Annotated in this window: 15 protein-coding genes; 10 read left to right on the forward strand and 5 right to left on the reverse strand. The window is 69.7% G+C overall.

From position 1 onward, the window contains the following. Positions 1-29 precede the first annotated feature (29 nt). The 5 genes from N798_RS14370 to N798_RS14390 all read right to left on the reverse strand — a co-directional run bounded on the left by N798_RS14370 (position 30) and on the right by N798_RS14390 (position 5,632). Positions 30-734 (reverse strand): ABC transporter ATP-binding protein, encoded by a 705-nt coding sequence (locus tag N798_RS14370; RefSeq protein ID WP_268234563.1) that lies wholly within the window; start codon positions 732-734, stop codon positions 30-32. 5 nt (positions 735-739) lie between these two features. Beyond that, positions 740-1,609, reverse strand: coding sequence for an ABC transporter ATP-binding protein (locus tag N798_RS14375; RefSeq protein ID WP_035949645.1), 870 nt, complete (start codon positions 1,607-1,609; stop codon positions 740-742). After that, the gene (locus N798_RS14380) at positions 1,606-3,384 is read right to left on the reverse strand and encodes a branched-chain amino acid ABC transporter permease (protein ID WP_084100756.1); all 1,779 of its coding nucleotides are present in this window, start codon (positions 3,382-3,384) and stop codon (positions 1,606-1,608) included. The genes N798_RS14375 and N798_RS14380 overlap by 4 nt, the downstream gene beginning before the upstream one ends. Continuing rightward, positions 3,381-4,304 carry a branched-chain amino acid ABC transporter permease gene (locus N798_RS14385; RefSeq protein WP_035949648.1) on the reverse strand — a complete coding sequence of 308 codons (924 nt, stop codon included), beginning with the start codon at positions 4,302-4,304 and terminating at the stop codon, positions 3,381-3,383. Before N798_RS14385 ends, N798_RS14380 begins: the two co-directional genes overlap by 4 nt. 110 nt (positions 4,305-4,414) lie before the next feature. Further along, positions 4,415-5,632, reverse strand: a complete 1,218-nt coding sequence (locus tag N798_RS14390) for a branched-chain amino acid ABC transporter substrate-binding protein (protein WP_229708271.1) — start codon at positions 5,630-5,632, stop codon at positions 4,415-4,417. Between the two features lie 203 nt (positions 5,633-5,835). Between N798_RS14390 and N798_RS14395 the strand changes: the two genes are divergently transcribed. The 10 genes from N798_RS14395 to N798_RS14440 all read left to right on the forward strand — a co-directional run bounded on the left by N798_RS14395 (position 5,836) and on the right by N798_RS14440 (position 15,163). Then, positions 5,836-6,318: a Rieske (2Fe-2S) protein gene (locus tag N798_RS14395; RefSeq protein ID WP_052117385.1), complete on the forward strand. Its 483-nt coding sequence runs from the start codon at positions 5,836-5,838 to the stop codon at positions 6,316-6,318. Positions 6,319-6,385: 67 nt separating this feature from the next. Beyond that, positions 6,386-8,356 (forward strand): excinuclease ABC subunit UvrC, encoded by a 1,971-nt coding sequence (gene uvrC, locus N798_RS14400; RefSeq protein ID WP_035949653.1) that lies wholly within the window; start codon positions 6,386-6,388, stop codon positions 8,354-8,356. Next, complete coding sequence (rapZ, locus tag N798_RS14405; protein WP_035949655.1) at positions 8,349-9,239, forward strand: RNase adapter RapZ; 891 nt, start codon at positions 8,349-8,351, stop codon at positions 9,237-9,239. The genes uvrC and rapZ overlap by 8 nt, the downstream gene beginning before the upstream one ends. Then, positions 9,236-10,192, forward strand: a complete 957-nt coding sequence (locus tag N798_RS14410; RefSeq protein WP_035949658.1) for a gluconeogenesis factor YvcK family protein — start codon at positions 9,236-9,238, stop codon at positions 10,190-10,192. Before rapZ ends, N798_RS14410 begins: the two co-directional genes overlap by 4 nt. 20 nt (positions 10,193-10,212) lie before the next feature. After that, the gene (whiA, locus tag N798_RS14415; protein ID WP_035949794.1) at positions 10,213-11,193 is read left to right on the forward strand and encodes a DNA-binding protein WhiA; all 981 of its coding nucleotides are present in this window, start codon (positions 10,213-10,215) and stop codon (positions 11,191-11,193) included. Positions 11,194-11,410: 217 nt separating this feature from the next. Beyond that, positions 11,411-12,415 carry a type I glyceraldehyde-3-phosphate dehydrogenase gene (gap, locus tag N798_RS14420; protein WP_035949662.1) on the forward strand — a complete coding sequence of 335 codons (1,005 nt, stop codon included), beginning with the start codon at positions 11,411-11,413 and terminating at the stop codon, positions 12,413-12,415. 21 nt (positions 12,416-12,436) lie between these two features. Continuing rightward, complete coding sequence (locus N798_RS14425) at positions 12,437-13,639, forward strand: phosphoglycerate kinase (RefSeq protein ID WP_035949663.1); 1,203 nt, start codon at positions 12,437-12,439, stop codon at positions 13,637-13,639. 11 nt (positions 13,640-13,650) lie between these two features. Then, on the forward strand, positions 13,651-14,460 hold the full coding sequence (tpiA, locus tag N798_RS14430) for a triose-phosphate isomerase (protein ID WP_035949665.1): 810 nt from the start codon (positions 13,651-13,653) through the stop codon (positions 14,458-14,460). A gap of 64 nt (positions 14,461-14,524) precedes the next feature. Further along, the gene (gene secG, locus N798_RS14435; RefSeq protein ID WP_035949667.1) at positions 14,525-14,770 is read left to right on the forward strand and encodes a preprotein translocase subunit SecG; all 246 of its coding nucleotides are present in this window, start codon (positions 14,525-14,527) and stop codon (positions 14,768-14,770) included. A 42-nt stretch (positions 14,771-14,812) separates the two neighbouring features. Then, the gene (locus N798_RS14440) at positions 14,813-15,163 is read left to right on the forward strand and encodes an RNA polymerase-binding protein RbpA (RefSeq protein ID WP_084100774.1); all 351 of its coding nucleotides are present in this window, start codon (positions 14,813-14,815) and stop codon (positions 15,161-15,163) included. The last annotated feature ends 41 nt before the right edge of the window (positions 15,164-15,204 follow it).

Raw genomic sequence — 15,204 nt, forward strand, 5'->3', positions numbered from 1 at the left:
TCGACTGCCCGTGACGGGCGAGCCTGACCTCAGTCCTCGCCGAGGTAGGCCTTGCGGACCTCGTCGCTCTCGAGGAGCTCGGAGCCGGTGCCCGAGAGGACGATCTTGCCGACCTCGAGGACGTAGCCCTTCGTCGCCCGCTTGAGCGCGGCCTGGGCGTTCTGCTCGACGAGCAGGATCGTCGTGCCCTGCTCCTGGAGCGTCGTCACCGTTGACATGACCGTCTTCATCATGAGCGGGGACAGACCCATCGACGGCTCGTCGAGCATGAGCAGCTTGGGGCGGCTCATCATCGCGCGACCCATGGCGAGCATCTGCTGCTCACCACCGGAGAACGTGCCCGCCGCCTGCGACTTGCGCTCCCCGAGGATGGGGAAGAGGTCGTAGGCCGCCTGCAGGTCCTTGCGGATGTCACCGTCGCGCCGGGCGAACGCCCCGAGCAGGAGGTTCTGCTCGACCGTGAGCCGCGGGAAGATCCGGCGGCCCTCGGGGGAGTGGGCGAGGCCGAGCGCGACGATGTCGTGCGCCGGGGTCTCGTCGATCCGCTTGCCCTGGAAGCGGATCGAGCCGCCGGCCGGGCGGAGCAGGCCGGAGATGGTCCGCAGCGTCGTCGTCTTGCCCGCACCGTTGGTGCCGATGAGGGTGACGACCTCGCCCTCGTCGACGCTGAAGCTGATGCCCTTGACGGCCTTGATCTTGCCGTAGGCGACGACGAGGTCCTTGACCTCGAGCATGGGGCTCACTGCTGCTCCTCCTTGGTCGGGGCGGCCTCGGAGGCGGGTGCCGGCTCGTCGTCCTCGTCGACGTCCGAGCCACCGATGTAGGCCTCGATGACCCGCGGGTCGGACTGCACCTCACCGGGCGTGCCCTCGACGAGGACCTCACCCCGGACGAGGCAGAGAACCCGGTCGCAGAGGTTGAAGATGAACCGCATGTCGTGCTCGATGACGACGACCGCCAGTCCGCTGTCGCGGATCCGGAAGATGAGGTCGCTCGCCTGCTTGGTCTCCTGCGGGTTCATGCCGGCCGTGGGCTCGTCGAGGAGGATGAGCTTGGGGTCGGTGGCCAGCGCGCGGGCGATCTCGAGCCGCCGCTGGTCGCCGTAGGGCATGTTGCGTGCGAGGTTCTCGGCCGAGTCGCCGAGACCGACGAACTCGAGGAGCTCCTGGGCGCGGGCCCGGGTGGCCTCCTCCTCGCGACGGAACTTCGGTCCGCGCAGGATCGAGGTGAGCGCCATCGAGCTGGTGCGGCAGTAGCGGCCGACCATGACGTTCTCGAGGGCCGTCATGTTGGCGAAGAGCCGGATGTTCTGGAACGTCCGAGCCATGCCGGCCATGACGACCGCACGCGGCTTCGGGGGGATGACCTCGCCGAGGAGCCGCACCTCGCCCTCGGTGGGCTTGTAGAGACCCGTGAGGCAGTTGAAGAACGTCGTCTTGCCGGCGCCGTTGGGTCCGATGAGTCCGACGATCTCGCCGGGGTGGACGACCATGTCGACGTCCTTGACCGCGGTGAGACCACCGAAGCGCATCGTCACGCCGCGGGCCTCGAGGATCGTGCCGGACGCCGGGTCGGTCGTGACGACGGGCGTCGTGTCCGTGACGGTCATGCCTTGGCCTCCGCTTCCTCGAGGTGGACTTCTTCGATGCGTTGCGCGAGCTCCTCGTCGTCCTCGTGGAACTCGAGCTTGCGGCGCTGGCTGGCCACGAGGCCCTCCGGGCGGAACCGCATCATGAGGACGAGGACGAGACCGAAGATGAGCAGACGGTAGTCGGCCACGAAGCGCAGCTTCTCGGGGAGGAGCTTGAGGATCGTCGCACCGACGAGGACGCCGGCCACGGTGCCCATGCCGCCCAGGACGACGGCGGCGAGGAGGAACGCGGACTCGAGGAAGATGTACTGGTCAGGTGTCACCGAGACGTCGTGGTGGGCCTTGACCGTGCCGGCCATGCCGGCGAGGAAGGCACCACCGGCGAATGCGAACAGCTTGAGGCCGAAGACGTTGACGCCCATGGCCTCCGCCGCCTTCTCGTCCTCGCGGATCGCCACCCAGCCACGGCCGATGCGGCTGTTGTTGAGCCGGGTGAAGACGAGGATGATGATCGCCGCGATGACGAGCAGCAGGAAGTAGTAGTTCGCGAACCGGCCGAGCGTGATGCCCGCGATCGTGTGCGGCTGCCCGAAGTCGAACCCGAAGAAGTTGAGGTCGGGGATCGCCGGGATGCCGTTGGGACCGTTGGTGAGGACCGGGCCGTTGTTGCCGTCGAGGTTGCCCATCGTGAGGCGGAAGATCTCACCGAAGGCGAGCGTGACGATGGCGAGGTAGTCGCCGGACACGCGCAGCGTCGGTGAGCCGATGATGAGACCGAGGATCGCCGAGATGCAGGCGCCCAGGATGACGACGACGAGGAACGGCGGCTTCCAGTCGATGGTCGCGAACGCCGACGCCGAGAGGACCGCGCCGACGTAGGCGCCGGCGCCGAGGAAGGCGATGTAGCCGAGGTCGAGCAGGCCGGCGAGGCCGACGACGATGTTGAGGCCCAGCGCCGTGGCGGCGAAGATGAGGACCTGCGTCGCGATCGACATGTTCTCGTCGGAGCCGCCCTGCGTGAACGGGAAGAGGAACGCCACCGCGAACGCGCCGAGCATGAGCACCTGGCGGTTCTTCTGCGCGATGAGCCCGATCCACGTGAAGACGCCCGCCTTCGCGAGGGCGAACGCGATGAACCCGACGAAGACGAGGAAGAGCACGAAGCTCGCGCCGTCCTCGACGTCGAGCGCGTAGGCCGCCCCGAAGAGGACGAGGGCCATCAGCGCGATGATCGTGCAGATCTCGAGCCAGGACGACGTCTTGGCGAAGAGGGGGTCCTTGGACTGGCGCGAGACGAGCATGAGCCCGGACGCGGCGAGCAGGAGCGCGCCGACGAGCGAGATCCAGCCGCCGGGGTTGACGTTGATGAGGCCGCCGGACTGGTAGGCGATGGTGCCGAGGCACCCCACCATGTAGACGACGGCGCCGATGCCCAGGGCGCGGACGGATGCCGCGGTGTCGAGCCACTCGCCGAGCCACGACAACGGGCCGCGGTGGGCGAGGAGGAGGACGATCGCGACGAGGCCGAGGACGATCATGCAGATCTGCACGCCACCGGGCCAGAAGTTCACCGACAGGTCACCGAGGACGTCATCGGTGTAGCTCCACGAGAGGAAGGTGCCGGCGACGAGGACGAGGGCCCCGGCGAGGCCGAGTGGCCAGGCAGCCGAGCTGCCTCGTCCCGGGACGCGCTCGAGCCACGAGACCTTGACGATCTCGTCGTCGTGGTCGGAGTGCGCGGGTGCGACGGAGGTGGCCGGCGTGGGCGGGTTCGAGGGGGTCGAGGTGCTCATGCGCGGTCCACCACCCGAGCGCCGAGGAGGCCCTGGGGCCGGAAGACGAGCACGAGAATGAGGAGCACGAAGGCCCACACGTCCTTCCAGGCGGATCCACCGAACTGGCCGGGGATGAACTGGGTCGCCATCGACTCGGCGATCCCCAGGGTGAGGCCACCGACGATGGCGCCCTGGATGTTGCCGATGCCTCCGAGGACGGCGGCCGTGAAGGCCTTGAGTCCGGCGAGGAAGCCCATGCGGAAGTCGATGTTGGAGTTGAGCAGGCCCTGCGCGACGCCACCGATGGCGGCGAGTGCCGCACCGAGGGCGAAGGCGATGACGATGATCCGGTTGACGTTGATGCCCATGAGCTGGGCGGTGTCGGGATCCTGCGAGACGGCCTGCATGCCCTGCCCGAGCCGGGTGCGGTTGACGAAGAACCACAGCAGGGCTGCCGAGAGCACGAGCGCGCCGACGGTGAAGACCGCGGCCCGCTGGATGTTGAGGCCACCGAACGAGAGACCCGGCCCGGTGACGACCTGGATCTCGGGGAAGCTGAGCTTGCTCTTGGCGCCCGGGTAGAAGAGGCGCACGGCCTCCTGGAGGAACACCGAGATGCCGATGGCGGTGATGAGTGGGGCAAGGCGTGGCGCGCCACGCAGGGGCCGGTAGGCGATCCGCTCCATGACCACGGCGGTGAGCACGGACACGGCCACGGCGCCGAGCACCATGACCGGCAGGACCCAGAGGCCGGTCTGGCCCTTGAAGAGCACCGTCCACGTCGCCAGGGCGCCGAACGCCCCGATCATGAAGACCTCGCCGTGGGCGAAGTTGATGAGCTGCACGATGCCGTAGACGACGGTGTAGCCGACGGCGATCAGGGCGTACAGGGACCCGAGGGTCAACCCGTTCACGATTTGTTGAAGGAAGTCGGTCATCGTCGACCCGTCACCTCTCCTGGTTTGAGGGGGCTGGCACATTCAAGCAGGGGCGGACCTACGTCCGCCCCTGCTCGAATGAACTACGTCAGCTTTCGACCGTTGCCGGGTCAGCTCACGTTCTCGGACTTGACGGAGACGAACTTGCCGCCCTCGACCTTGTAGCCCGTGATGACCTTGACGAGGGTGTCACCGAACTCGTCGAACGACACCTTGCCGGTGACGCCGTCGAACGAGACCTTGCCGACCGCGTCGACCGTGGCCTGGCGGGCGCTCTTGACGTCCTTGGCGTCCTTCAGCGAGGTCTTGAGGGCCTCGATGATGGCGTTGGCGGCGTCGTAGGAGTAGCCACCGTAGGCAGCGGCCGGCTCGGCGTACTTCGCGGCCTCGTAGTCGGCGAGGAACTTCTTGCCGGCCTCGCTGTTCTCGGTCGGCTCACCGACGGAGGTGGCGAGGTCGCCGTTGGAGGTCGAGCCCGCGAGCTCGATGTACTTCGGGTCGAAGATGCCGTCGCCACCCATGAGCGGGACGTTGAGGCCACCGGCCTTCATCTGCTTGGACAGCGGACCGGCCTGCGGGTACTCACCGCCGTAGTAGACGGCGCCCGGCTTGGACGGGGCGACCTTCGAGACGACCGGCGCGTAGTTGGACTCGTCCGGGTTGATGGTCTCCGCCGCGACGACGGTGCCGCCGGCCTTCTTGTAGGCCTCGGTGAAGTACTGGACGAGACCCTGGCCGTAGGTCTTCTTGTCGTGGATCGTCGCGACCGTCTTGATGCCCTGGTCGATGAGGAACTTGGCCGCGAAGCCGCCCTGCGCGATGTCGGTGGTGCAGGTGCGGAAGAACGTCTTGTAGGGACGCGAGTTGCCGTCGGCGCCGCGGGTGAGGGCGGGGCCGGTGTTGGCGGGGGAGATCTGGGTGATGTTGGCGGCGGCGAAGACCGGCTGGGTCTGCTGGCTCACGCTCGAGTTGAGGTTGCCGACGACACCGATGACCTCGTCGTCCGAGGCGAGCTTGGTCGCGCCGTTCTTGCCGACGTCAGCCTTGCCCTCGTCGTCCACGGCCTCGACCTCGAGGGTCCAGCCGGGGATGGCCTTGCTGTCGTTGGCCTGCTTGACGGCCAGCTCGACCGAGTGCTGGATGCCCTTGCCGAGTGCCGACAGGTCGCCCGAGAGAGGCGCGATGACGCCGATCTTGGCGACCTTGGCGCTGCCGCCGGTGTCGCCGCCGGTGTCGTTGCTGTCCTCGCCGCGGGTGCCACACCCTGCGAGGGCGAGTGAAGCCACCAGCATCGAGGCGCCGACGGTCATGACGGAACGCTGAGCCACGTTTCCTCCTGGAAATTCTTCTCCCGCGGCCGATGGCCGAGGAGCTCGCGACGGGTGTGCGAGCACGGCGAACAATAACCACGGGACCCACCGATTCCACCGCACTTGGGCGAGATTGTGCCGAGTCGTTACCAACCTCGAAAGCACACAAATGTGTGCGATCTTCACAGGCGCACAACAGAATCCGTCGGCATACTGGCGCGATGGAGACGAATCTCGAAGGCCAGGACACCGCCCCCCGGACCACGACGACCCTGGGCTGCTGCGGTCGTCGCGACGCGATGAGGGCGGCCGGCATCGTGGCCGTCGCCGGCGTCGGTCTCACCGCCTGCGGCAGCGATGCCGACCAGGCCGTCGGTGACGCCGTGAGCGACGCCGCCTCGAGCGCCGCCGGCGCCGTGAAGGACCTCGCGAAGAAGGCCGACATCCCCGTCGGCGGCGGCAAGGTCTTCGACTCCGCCAAGGTCGTCATCACCCAGCCCACCGAGGGTGACTACAAGGCGTTCTCCGCCGTGTGCACGCACCAGGGCTGCACGGTGAGCGGCGTCGAGGGCGGCACCATCAACTGCGCCTGCCACGGCAGCACGTTCGACATCGCCACCGGCGAGGTCAAGGGCGGCCCCGCGACCAAGGCCCTTCCCGAGAAGAAGGTCACCGTCGGAGCCGACGGCATCAGCGTCACCTGAGCGGACGGCATACGGCCGGGCCCGTATGCCGTGCGCTCCCGTCGGTGGGGCGACTTAGGGTTGGGGCGTGGCCCATCCGTCGACCTACCGTCCCCGGCCGGGGGAGATTCCGACCGACCCGGGGGTCTACCGCTTCCGCGACAAGGACGGCCGCGTCATCTACGTCGGCAAGGCCAAGTCGCTGCGGTCCCGGCTCTCCTCCTACTTCCAGGACATCGGCCAGCTCCACCCGCGCACCGCGTCGATGGTGCTCGCGGGCGCGAGCGTCGAGTGGACCGTCGTCACGACCGAGGTCGAGGCCCTCCAGCTCGAGTACTCGTGGATCAAGGAGTTCGACCCGCGGTTCAACGTCAAGTACCGCGACGACAAGTCCTACCCCTACCTCGCGGTGACGATGGGTGAGGAGTTCCCCCGGGCGCAGGTCATGCGCGGCGCCAAGCGCAAGGGCACCCGCTACTTCGGCCCCTACGCGCACGCCTGGGCGATCCGCGAGACCCTCGACCAGGCGCTGCGCGTCTTCCCGATGCGCACGTGCTCCGCGGGCGTCTTCAAGCGCGCGAGCCAGGTCGGGCGCCCCTGCCTCCTCGGCTACATCGACAAGTGCTCCGCTCCGTGCGTCGGGCGCGTCGACGCCGAGCACCACCGCCGGATCGCGGAGGACTTCTGCGACTTCATGGCCGGCGAGAGCACGAAGTTCGTCAAGCGCCTCGAGCGCCAGATGAAGGCCGCCTCCGACGAGCTCGAGTTCGAGCAGGCCGCGCGGCTGCGCGACGACATCGGCGCCCTGCAGCGGGTGCTCGAGAAGTCGGCGGTCGTCTTCGGCGACGGCACCGACGCCGACGTCTTCGCCCTCGCCGACGACGAGCTCGAGGTCGCGGTCCAGGTCTTCCACGTCCGCGGCGGGCGCGTGCGCGGCCAGCGCGGCTGGGTCGCCGAGAAGGAGTTCGAGACCGTCCCCGAGGTCGTCGGTCACCTCCTCCAGCAGCTCTACGGCGGCGAGGAGGGCGAGGCCGTGCCGCGCGAGGTGCTCGTGCCGGTCCTGCCCGAGGACGACGAGAGCCTGGGGGAGTGGCTCTCGGGCCTGCGGGGCAGCCGGGTCGACCTGCGCGTCCCGCGCCGCGGGGACAAGCGCACGCTCATGGAGACGGTCGAGCGCAACGCCAGCCAGAGCCTCGCGCGCCACAAGGTCGCCCGCGCCGGCGACCTCACCGCGCGGTCGCAGGCCCTCCAGCAGCTCCAGGAGCTGCTCGAGCTGGACGAGTCGCCGCTGCGCATCGAGTGCTTCGACATCAGCCACGTCCAGGGCACCCAGGTCGTCGGGTCGATGGTCGTCTTCGAGGACGGGCTCCCGCGCAAGGGGGAGTACCGCCGGTTCATCGTCCGTGGGCAGGGCGACGGCGAGGACGGGGCGCCGGTGACCATCGACGACACCGCTGCCATGCACGAGGTGCTCACCCGTCGCTTCCGTCGCTACCTCAAGGACCGCAACGAGCCCCAGGGTCGTGACGAGGAGACCGGCCGCCCGACGCGGTTCGCCTACCCGCCGCAGCTCGTCGTCGTCGACGGGGGCCTGCCGCAGGTCAACGCGGCAGCGCGGGCCATCGAGGACCTCGGGATCGTCGACGTCTCGGTAGTCGGCCTCGCCAAGCGCCTCGAGGAGGTCTGGGTCCCGGGTCAGGACTTCCCCGTCGTCCTGCCGCGCACGAGCGAGGGCCTCTACCTCCTGCAGCGGCTGCGCGACGAGGCGCACCGGTTCGCCATCACCTTCCACCGCCAGCGACGCAGCAAGGCGATGACCAACTCCGCGCTCGATGGCATACCCGGCCTCGGCGAGGTCAAGCGCAAGGCGCTGCTCAAGCAGTTCGGCTCGGTGAAGCGGATCCGCGCAGCGAGCGCCGAGGACCTCTTGGAGGTTCCGGGAATCGGCCGTTCGCTGGCGGAGGTCATCCAACGCGAGTTGACTGGGGCACCCGCGGAACCGACCGTGAACCTCATGACCGGCGAGATCGTCGACGAGCACAGGGAGCGCAATGACTGAGGACGCCGCACAGGCCTCCGGAGCAGACTTCGTCATCGTCACGGGCATGAGCGGCGCGGGCCGCACGACGACGGCGAACGTCATGGAGGACCAGGGCTGGTACGTCGTCGACAACCTCCCCCCACAGCTCCTCGTCTCGATGGCCGAGCTCGGCAATGCGACGCGGGCGTCCGGTCATGAGATCAAGATCGCCGCCGTCGTTGACGTGCGCAGCAAGCAGTTCTTCACCGAGTTCGACACCGCCGTGCAGCGGCTGCGCGACATGGGATGGACGCCACAGCTCGTCTTCCTCGACGCGACCGACGAGGCCCTCGTGCGGCGGTTCGAGTCGGTGCGCCGCCCGCACCCGCTCCAGGGCGAGGGGCGGCTGCTCGACGGCATCCAGCAGGAGCGCGAGGTCCTGCGCGACCTGCGCTCGCGCGCCCAGATCGTCATCGACACGTCCGGTCTCAACGTCCACCAGCTCGCCCGCAAGGTCTCACCGCTCTTCGGGCAGAACCGTGGGCCGTCGCTGCGGCTCGCCCTGCTGTCCTTCGGGTTCAAGTACGGCGTCCCGCTCGACGCGGACTTCGTCTTCGACATGCGGTTCCTGCCCAACCCGTTCTGGGTTCCCGAGCTGCGCAACCTCGACGGGCGCGACCGTGCGGTGTCCGACCACGTCCTCGGGCAGACCGGTGCCCAGGAGTTCCTCGACCGTGTCGTCGCCCTCATGGAGCCGGTGACCCGCGGCTACCTCTCCGAGGGCCGGCGCTACGCCACCCTCGCGATCGGCTGCACCGGCGGCAAGCACCGTTCGGTCGCGATGACCGAGGCCCTCGCCGAGCGGCTGCGCACCGAGCGCATCGACACCTTCCTCGTCCACCGAGACCTGGGGCGCGAGTGAGCGGGCCCGTCGTCGCCGCGCTCGGTGGTGGACACGGGCTCGCGGCCTCGCTGGCCGCGCTGCGCTTCGTCACCGACGAGATCACCGCGATCGTCACGGTCGCCGACAACGGCGGATCCTCCGGCCGGTTGCGCGGGGAGTTCGGCGTCCTGCCCCCGGGCGACCTCCGCATGGCCCTCTCCGCACTCTGCGAGGAGACCGAGTGGGGCCACACGTGGCGCGACGTGCTCCAGCACCGCTTCGAGGGGACCGGACCGCTCGGCGGCCATGCCCTCGGCAACCTCCTCATCGTCGCCCTCTGGGAGCTGCACGACGACCCCGTCGCCGGGCTCGAGCTCGTCGGCCGCCTCCTCAACGCCCGCGGTCGAGTGCTGCCCATGGCCGCCGTGCCGCTCGACATCGAGGCCGACGTCCTCGGGGCCCGCAAGGAGTCGCCGGACGAGATGTCGGTCGTGCGCGGCCAGGCCCAGGTGGCCAAGACCCGTGGCGAGGTCCGCGCCGTGCGGCTGCTGCCCCCGGACCCGCCGGCCTACCCCGAGTCGGTGGCGGCGATCCGCTCGGCCGACTGGGTCATCCTCGGGCCGGGCTCGTGGTTCACGTCGGTGATGCCACACCTCCTCGTCCCGGACCTCGCCGAGGCGCTCGCCGTGACCCGGGCCAAGCGGCTGCTCGTCCTCAACCTCGAGATGGTGACGACCGAGACCGCGGGGTTCAGCGCGATCCACCACCTGCAGTCGTTCGCGGCCTACGCGCCGGACATCCAGCTCGACGCCGTCCTCGCCGACCCCTCGGTCGTCGACGACGAATCCGCTCTCGCGCAGGCGTGTCGTGAGCTCGGGGCCGAGCTGCACATCCACCGGGTGGGCATGTCGGAGTCACCGACCCAGCACGACCGTCTGCGGTTGGCGGCCGCCCTGCAGGACGTCCTTGGCTCTGGAAGCCGCCCCCGATGACGCGTGGCAGGATGAACGCCATGGCTATGACGGCGAAGGTGAAGGACGAGCTCAGCCGCCACGAGGTGACCAAGCCGTGCTGCCGCAAGGCCGAGGTCGCCGCCACGCTGAGGTTCGCCGGGGGCCTGCACATCATCGGGGGACGGATCGTCGTCGAGGCCGAGCTCGACACCGCGAACGCCGCGCGCCGGCTGCGGCGCGAGATCCACGAGCTCTACGGCCAGACGCCCGAGGTCCTCGTCCTCGCGGCCGGTGGCCTGCGCAAGGGCAGCCGCTACGTCGTGCGTGTCGTGCAGGATGGCGAGGCGCTGGCGCGGCAGACCGGGCTCATCGACGGTCGTGGCCGACCCGTGCGCGGGCTGCCGCCCAAGGTCGTCTCGGGGTCGGTCTGCGACGCCGAGGCCGCGTGGCGTGGCGCGTTCCTCGCTCACGGATCGCTCACCGAACCGGGTCGCTCGTCGGCTCTCGAGCTCACCTGTCCGGGCCCGGAGGCGGCCCTCGCCCTCGTCGGCGCCGCCCGCCGCCTCGGCATCTCGGCCAAGGCGCGCGAGGTGCGCGGCATCGACCGGGTCGTCATCCGTGATGGCGACGCCATCGGCGCGATGCTCACGCGTCTCGGCGCCCACGACGCCGTGCTCGCCTGGGAGGAGCGCCGGATGCGCCGCGAGGTGCGGGCCACGGCCAACCGCCTCGCCAACTTCGACGACGCCAACCTGCGCCGGTCCGCCCGTGCCGCGGTTGCCGCCGGGTCACGTGTCGGTCGCGCGCTCGAGATCCTCGGCGACGACATCCCCGACCACCTGCGAGAGGCGGGCCAGCTGCGCCTCCAGCACAAGCAGGCCTCTCTCGAGGAGCTCGGTCAGCTCGCTCAGCCCGCGATGACCAAGGACGCGGTCGCGGGCCGGATTCGGCGACTGCTCGCCATGGCCGACAAGCGGGCCGAGGACCTCGGCATCCCGGGCACCGACGCCAACCTCACCCCGGACATGCTCGACAGCTGAGTCCTCGACGTCCACGCCCGCCACGGGAGGCGAGCGGTCCGTCACTGGTGGGCGGACGGCATACGGGCACTGTCCTTCGCGGACGGCGCGGGGCCCACTGTTCCGCACTGCGGACCTCCGCGAAGGTGACCGGGGTCACACGACTAGGGTTGGGGACATCACCGGCGCCGTGGCTCCTCCGTGTGCGCCCCCACCCTCTTCGGAAGGCAGAACGCTCGTGACTGTCCGCGTTGGCATCAATGGCTTTGGCCGCATCGGCCGCAACTTCTACCGCGCCGTGATCGCGTCCGGCGCCGACATCGAGATCGTCGCCGTCAACGACCTCACCGACAACGCCACGCTGGCCCACCTGCTCAAGTACGACTCGATCCTCGGCCGCTTCGACGGTGACGTCACGTCGACCGAGGACGAGATCACCGCGGGTGGCAAGACCTTCAAGGCCTTCGCCGAGCGCGACCCCAAGAACCTCAAGTGGGGCGACCTCGGTGTCGACATCGTCGTCGAGTCGACCGGCTTCTTCACGGACGCAGAGGCGGCCAAGGCGCACCTCGACAACGGCGCCAAGAAGGTCATCATCTCGGCCCCGGCCAAGAACGAGGACGTCACCATCGTCATGGGCGTCAACGACGGCGACTACGACGCCGCGTCGCACCACATCATCTCCAACGCCTCGTGCACGACGAACTGCCTCGGCCCGATGGCCAAGGTCCTCAACGACGAGTTCGGCATCGTCAAGGGCCTCATGACGACGATCCACGCCTACACCCAGGACCAGAACCTCCAGGACGCGCCGCACAAGGACCTGCGCCGCGCCCGGGCCGCCGCGCTCAACATCGTCCCGACCTCGACGGGTGCCGCGAAGGCCATCGGCCTCGTCCTGCCCGAGCTCAAGGGCAAGCTCGACGGCTACGCCCTGCGCGTCCCCACCCCGACCGGCTCGGCGACCGACCTCACCTTCGAGGCCGGCCGCGAGACGACGGTCGAGGAGGTCAACGCCGCGATCAAGGCCGCCGCCGAGGGCCCGCTCAAGGGCGTCCTCGTCTACACCGAGGACCCGATCGTCTCCAAGGACATCGAGACCGACCCCGCGTCGTGCATCTTCGACGCCGGCCTCACCAAGGTCATCGGCAACCAGGTCAAGGTCGTCGGCTGGTACGACAACGAGTGGGGCTACTCCAACCGCCTCGTCGACCTCGTCACCCTCGTCGGCTCCTCGCTCTGAGCGTCTCCGGGGCCTGACAGCATGAAGTCGATCGCCGAGCTGGGCGACCTGCGGGGCAAGCGCGTCCTCGTCCGGTCCGACCTCAACGTCCCTCTCGAGGGCACCTCGATCACCGACGACGGTCGCATCCGTGCCTCCGTCCCGACGATCACGGCCCTCTCCGAGGCGGGCGCACGCGTCGTCGTGTGCGCCCACCTCGGGCGGCCCAAGGGCACCCCAGAGGAGAAGTACTCGCTCGCCCCCGTCGCCGCCCGCCTCGGCGAGCTGCTCGGGCGGGACGTGACCTTCGCGACCGACACCGTCGGCGAGAGCGCCCGTGCGGCGGTCGAGGCTGCCGGTGACGGTGACGTCGTGCTCCTCGAGAACCTCCGCTTCAACGCGGGGGAGACGGCCAAGAGCGCCGACGAACGCGCCGAGTTCGCGAGTCAGCTCGCCGGTCTCGCCGACGCGTTCGTCTCCGACGGGTTCGGCGTCGTCCATCGCGAGCAGGCGTCGGTCTTCGACGTCGCGCGCCTCCTGCCCTCGGCCGTGGGCGGTCTCGTCGAGACGGAGGTCGGCGTCCTCCGTCGCCTCACGACCGACCCCGAACGCCCGTATGCCGTCGTGCTGGGTGGCGCGAAGGTGTCCGACAAGCTCGCGGTCATCGACAACCTCATCCAGACGGCCGACCGGCTCCTCGTCGGGGGCGGCATGGTCTTCACCTTCCTCAAGGCCCAGGGGCACGAGGTCGGCACAAGCCTGCTCGAGGCCGACCAGGTCGACACGGTCAAGGGCTACCTCGACCAGGCGAAGCAGCGCGGCGTCGAGATCGTCCTGCCGGTCGACGTCGTCGCCGCCACCGAGTTCTCGGCCGACGCCGAGCACGAGGTCGTTGCCGTCGACGCCATCCCGGCCGACCGGATGGGCCTCGACATCGGCCCCGAGTCCTCGCGGCTCTTCGCCGAGAAGCTCGCCGACTGCCGCACCGTCTTCTGGAACGGCCCCATGGGTGCGTTCGAGATGGAGCCCTACGCCGCCGGCACGAAGGCGCTCGCCCAGGCCCTCGCCGACATCACCGCCGACGGCGCCCTCACCGTCGTCGGTGGCGGCGACTCGGCCGCGGCCGTGCGGCAGCTCGGGTTCTCCGACGACCAGTTCGGCCACATCTCCACCGGCGGGGGTGCCAGCCTCGAGTACCTCGAGGGCAAGGACCTCCCCGGCCTCACCGTCCTCGACGAAAGCTAGGTCCCCGACCCATGGCTCCTGCCCCCACCTCCCAGCGCGTCCCGCTCATGGCGGGCAACTGGAAGATGAACCTCGACCACCTCCAGGCGACGCACCTCGTGCAGAAGCTCGACTGGACCCTGCGCGACGCGAAGCACGACCACGGCGCGGTCGAGGTGGCGGTCCTCCCGCCGTTCACGGACCTGCGCAGCGTCCAGACGCTCGTCGACGGCGACCGCCTCGCCATCCGCTACGGAGGGCAGGACCTCTCGCAGCACGCGAGCGGCGCCTACACCGGTGAGGTAAGCGGGGCGTTCCTCGCCAAGCTCGGCTGCACCTACGTCGTCGTCGGCCACAGCGAGCGTCGCGAGTACCACGGCGAGTCCGACGAGGTCGTGCGCGCCAAGGTGGCGGCCGCCTACGAGCACGGGCTCACGCCGATCTTCTGCGTCGGCGAGGGCCTCGAGATCCGCCAGGCCGGCACCCACGTCGAGCACGTCCTCGCCCAGGTCCGCGCCGGCCTCGAGGGCCTGCCCGCCGACAGGGCGTCGAGCATCGTCATCGCCTACGAGCCCGTGTGGGCCATCGGCACCGGCGAGGTCGCGACGCCCGAGGACGCACAGGAGGTCTGCAGCGCGATCCGCACCGCGCTGGCCGAGCTCTACTCCGGCGACCTCGCCGACCGGGTCCGCATCCTCTACGGCGGCTCGGTCAAGTCCGGCAACGTCGCTGCGATCATGGCGCAGGAGGACGTCGACGGCGCGCTCGTCGGCGGGGCGTCGATCGACCCCGCCGAGTTCGCCGCGATCTGCCGCTTCCGCGACCATCTCCGGACGAGCTGAGGATCGTAGGTATCCTGTAGCCGCGCCCCACCGGGCGACGTTCTCTCACTACCGAAGGAGCACCGTGGACGCGGTACGCATCGGACTCCAGGTCCTCCTGGTCCTGGGTGGGCTCTTCCTCACCCTTCTCATCCTGCTGCACAAGGGCAAGGGTGGTGGCCTCTCGGACATGTTCGGTGGCGGTATGTCGACCTCGCTCGGCGGCTCCTCCGTCGCGGAGCGCAACCTCGACCGCATCACGATCGCGATCGCGGTCGTCTGGTTCACCTGCGTCGTCGCCCTCGGCGTCCTCGACCGGTTCACCTCCTGAGCTGACCCGGTAGGGTCCGACCCGAAAGTAGGCCTGATGTCGATGTCTGGTGGGAACGCGATTCGCGGCAGCCGAGTCGGCGCCGGCCCCATGGGGGAAGCGGAGCGCGGCGAGGCGGCACCCCGTCTCCACGTGTCGTTCTGGTGCTCCAACGGTCACGAGACCCGGCCGAGCTTCGCGCAGGAGCCCGACCTCGAGATCCCGGAGACGTGGGACTGCCCGCGCTGCGGCTTCCCCGCCGGGCAGGACAAGGACAACCCGCCGGCCCCGAGCAAGGTCGAGCCCTACAAGACGCACCTCGCCTACGTGAAGGAGCGCCGCTCCGACCAGGACGGCGAGGCGATCCTCGACGAGGCCCTCGGCGCCCTGCGCGACCGCGGCCTCATCCAGTAGTCCAGTAGCAGCCGGCCGCAGAACCGCTGCACTCGGTGCTG

The sequence above is a fragment of the Knoellia flava TL1 genome, from assembly GCF_000768675.1.
In the GTDB taxonomy this organism is placed as follows: domain Bacteria; phylum Actinomycetota; class Actinomycetes; order Actinomycetales; family Dermatophilaceae; genus Knoellia; species Knoellia flava.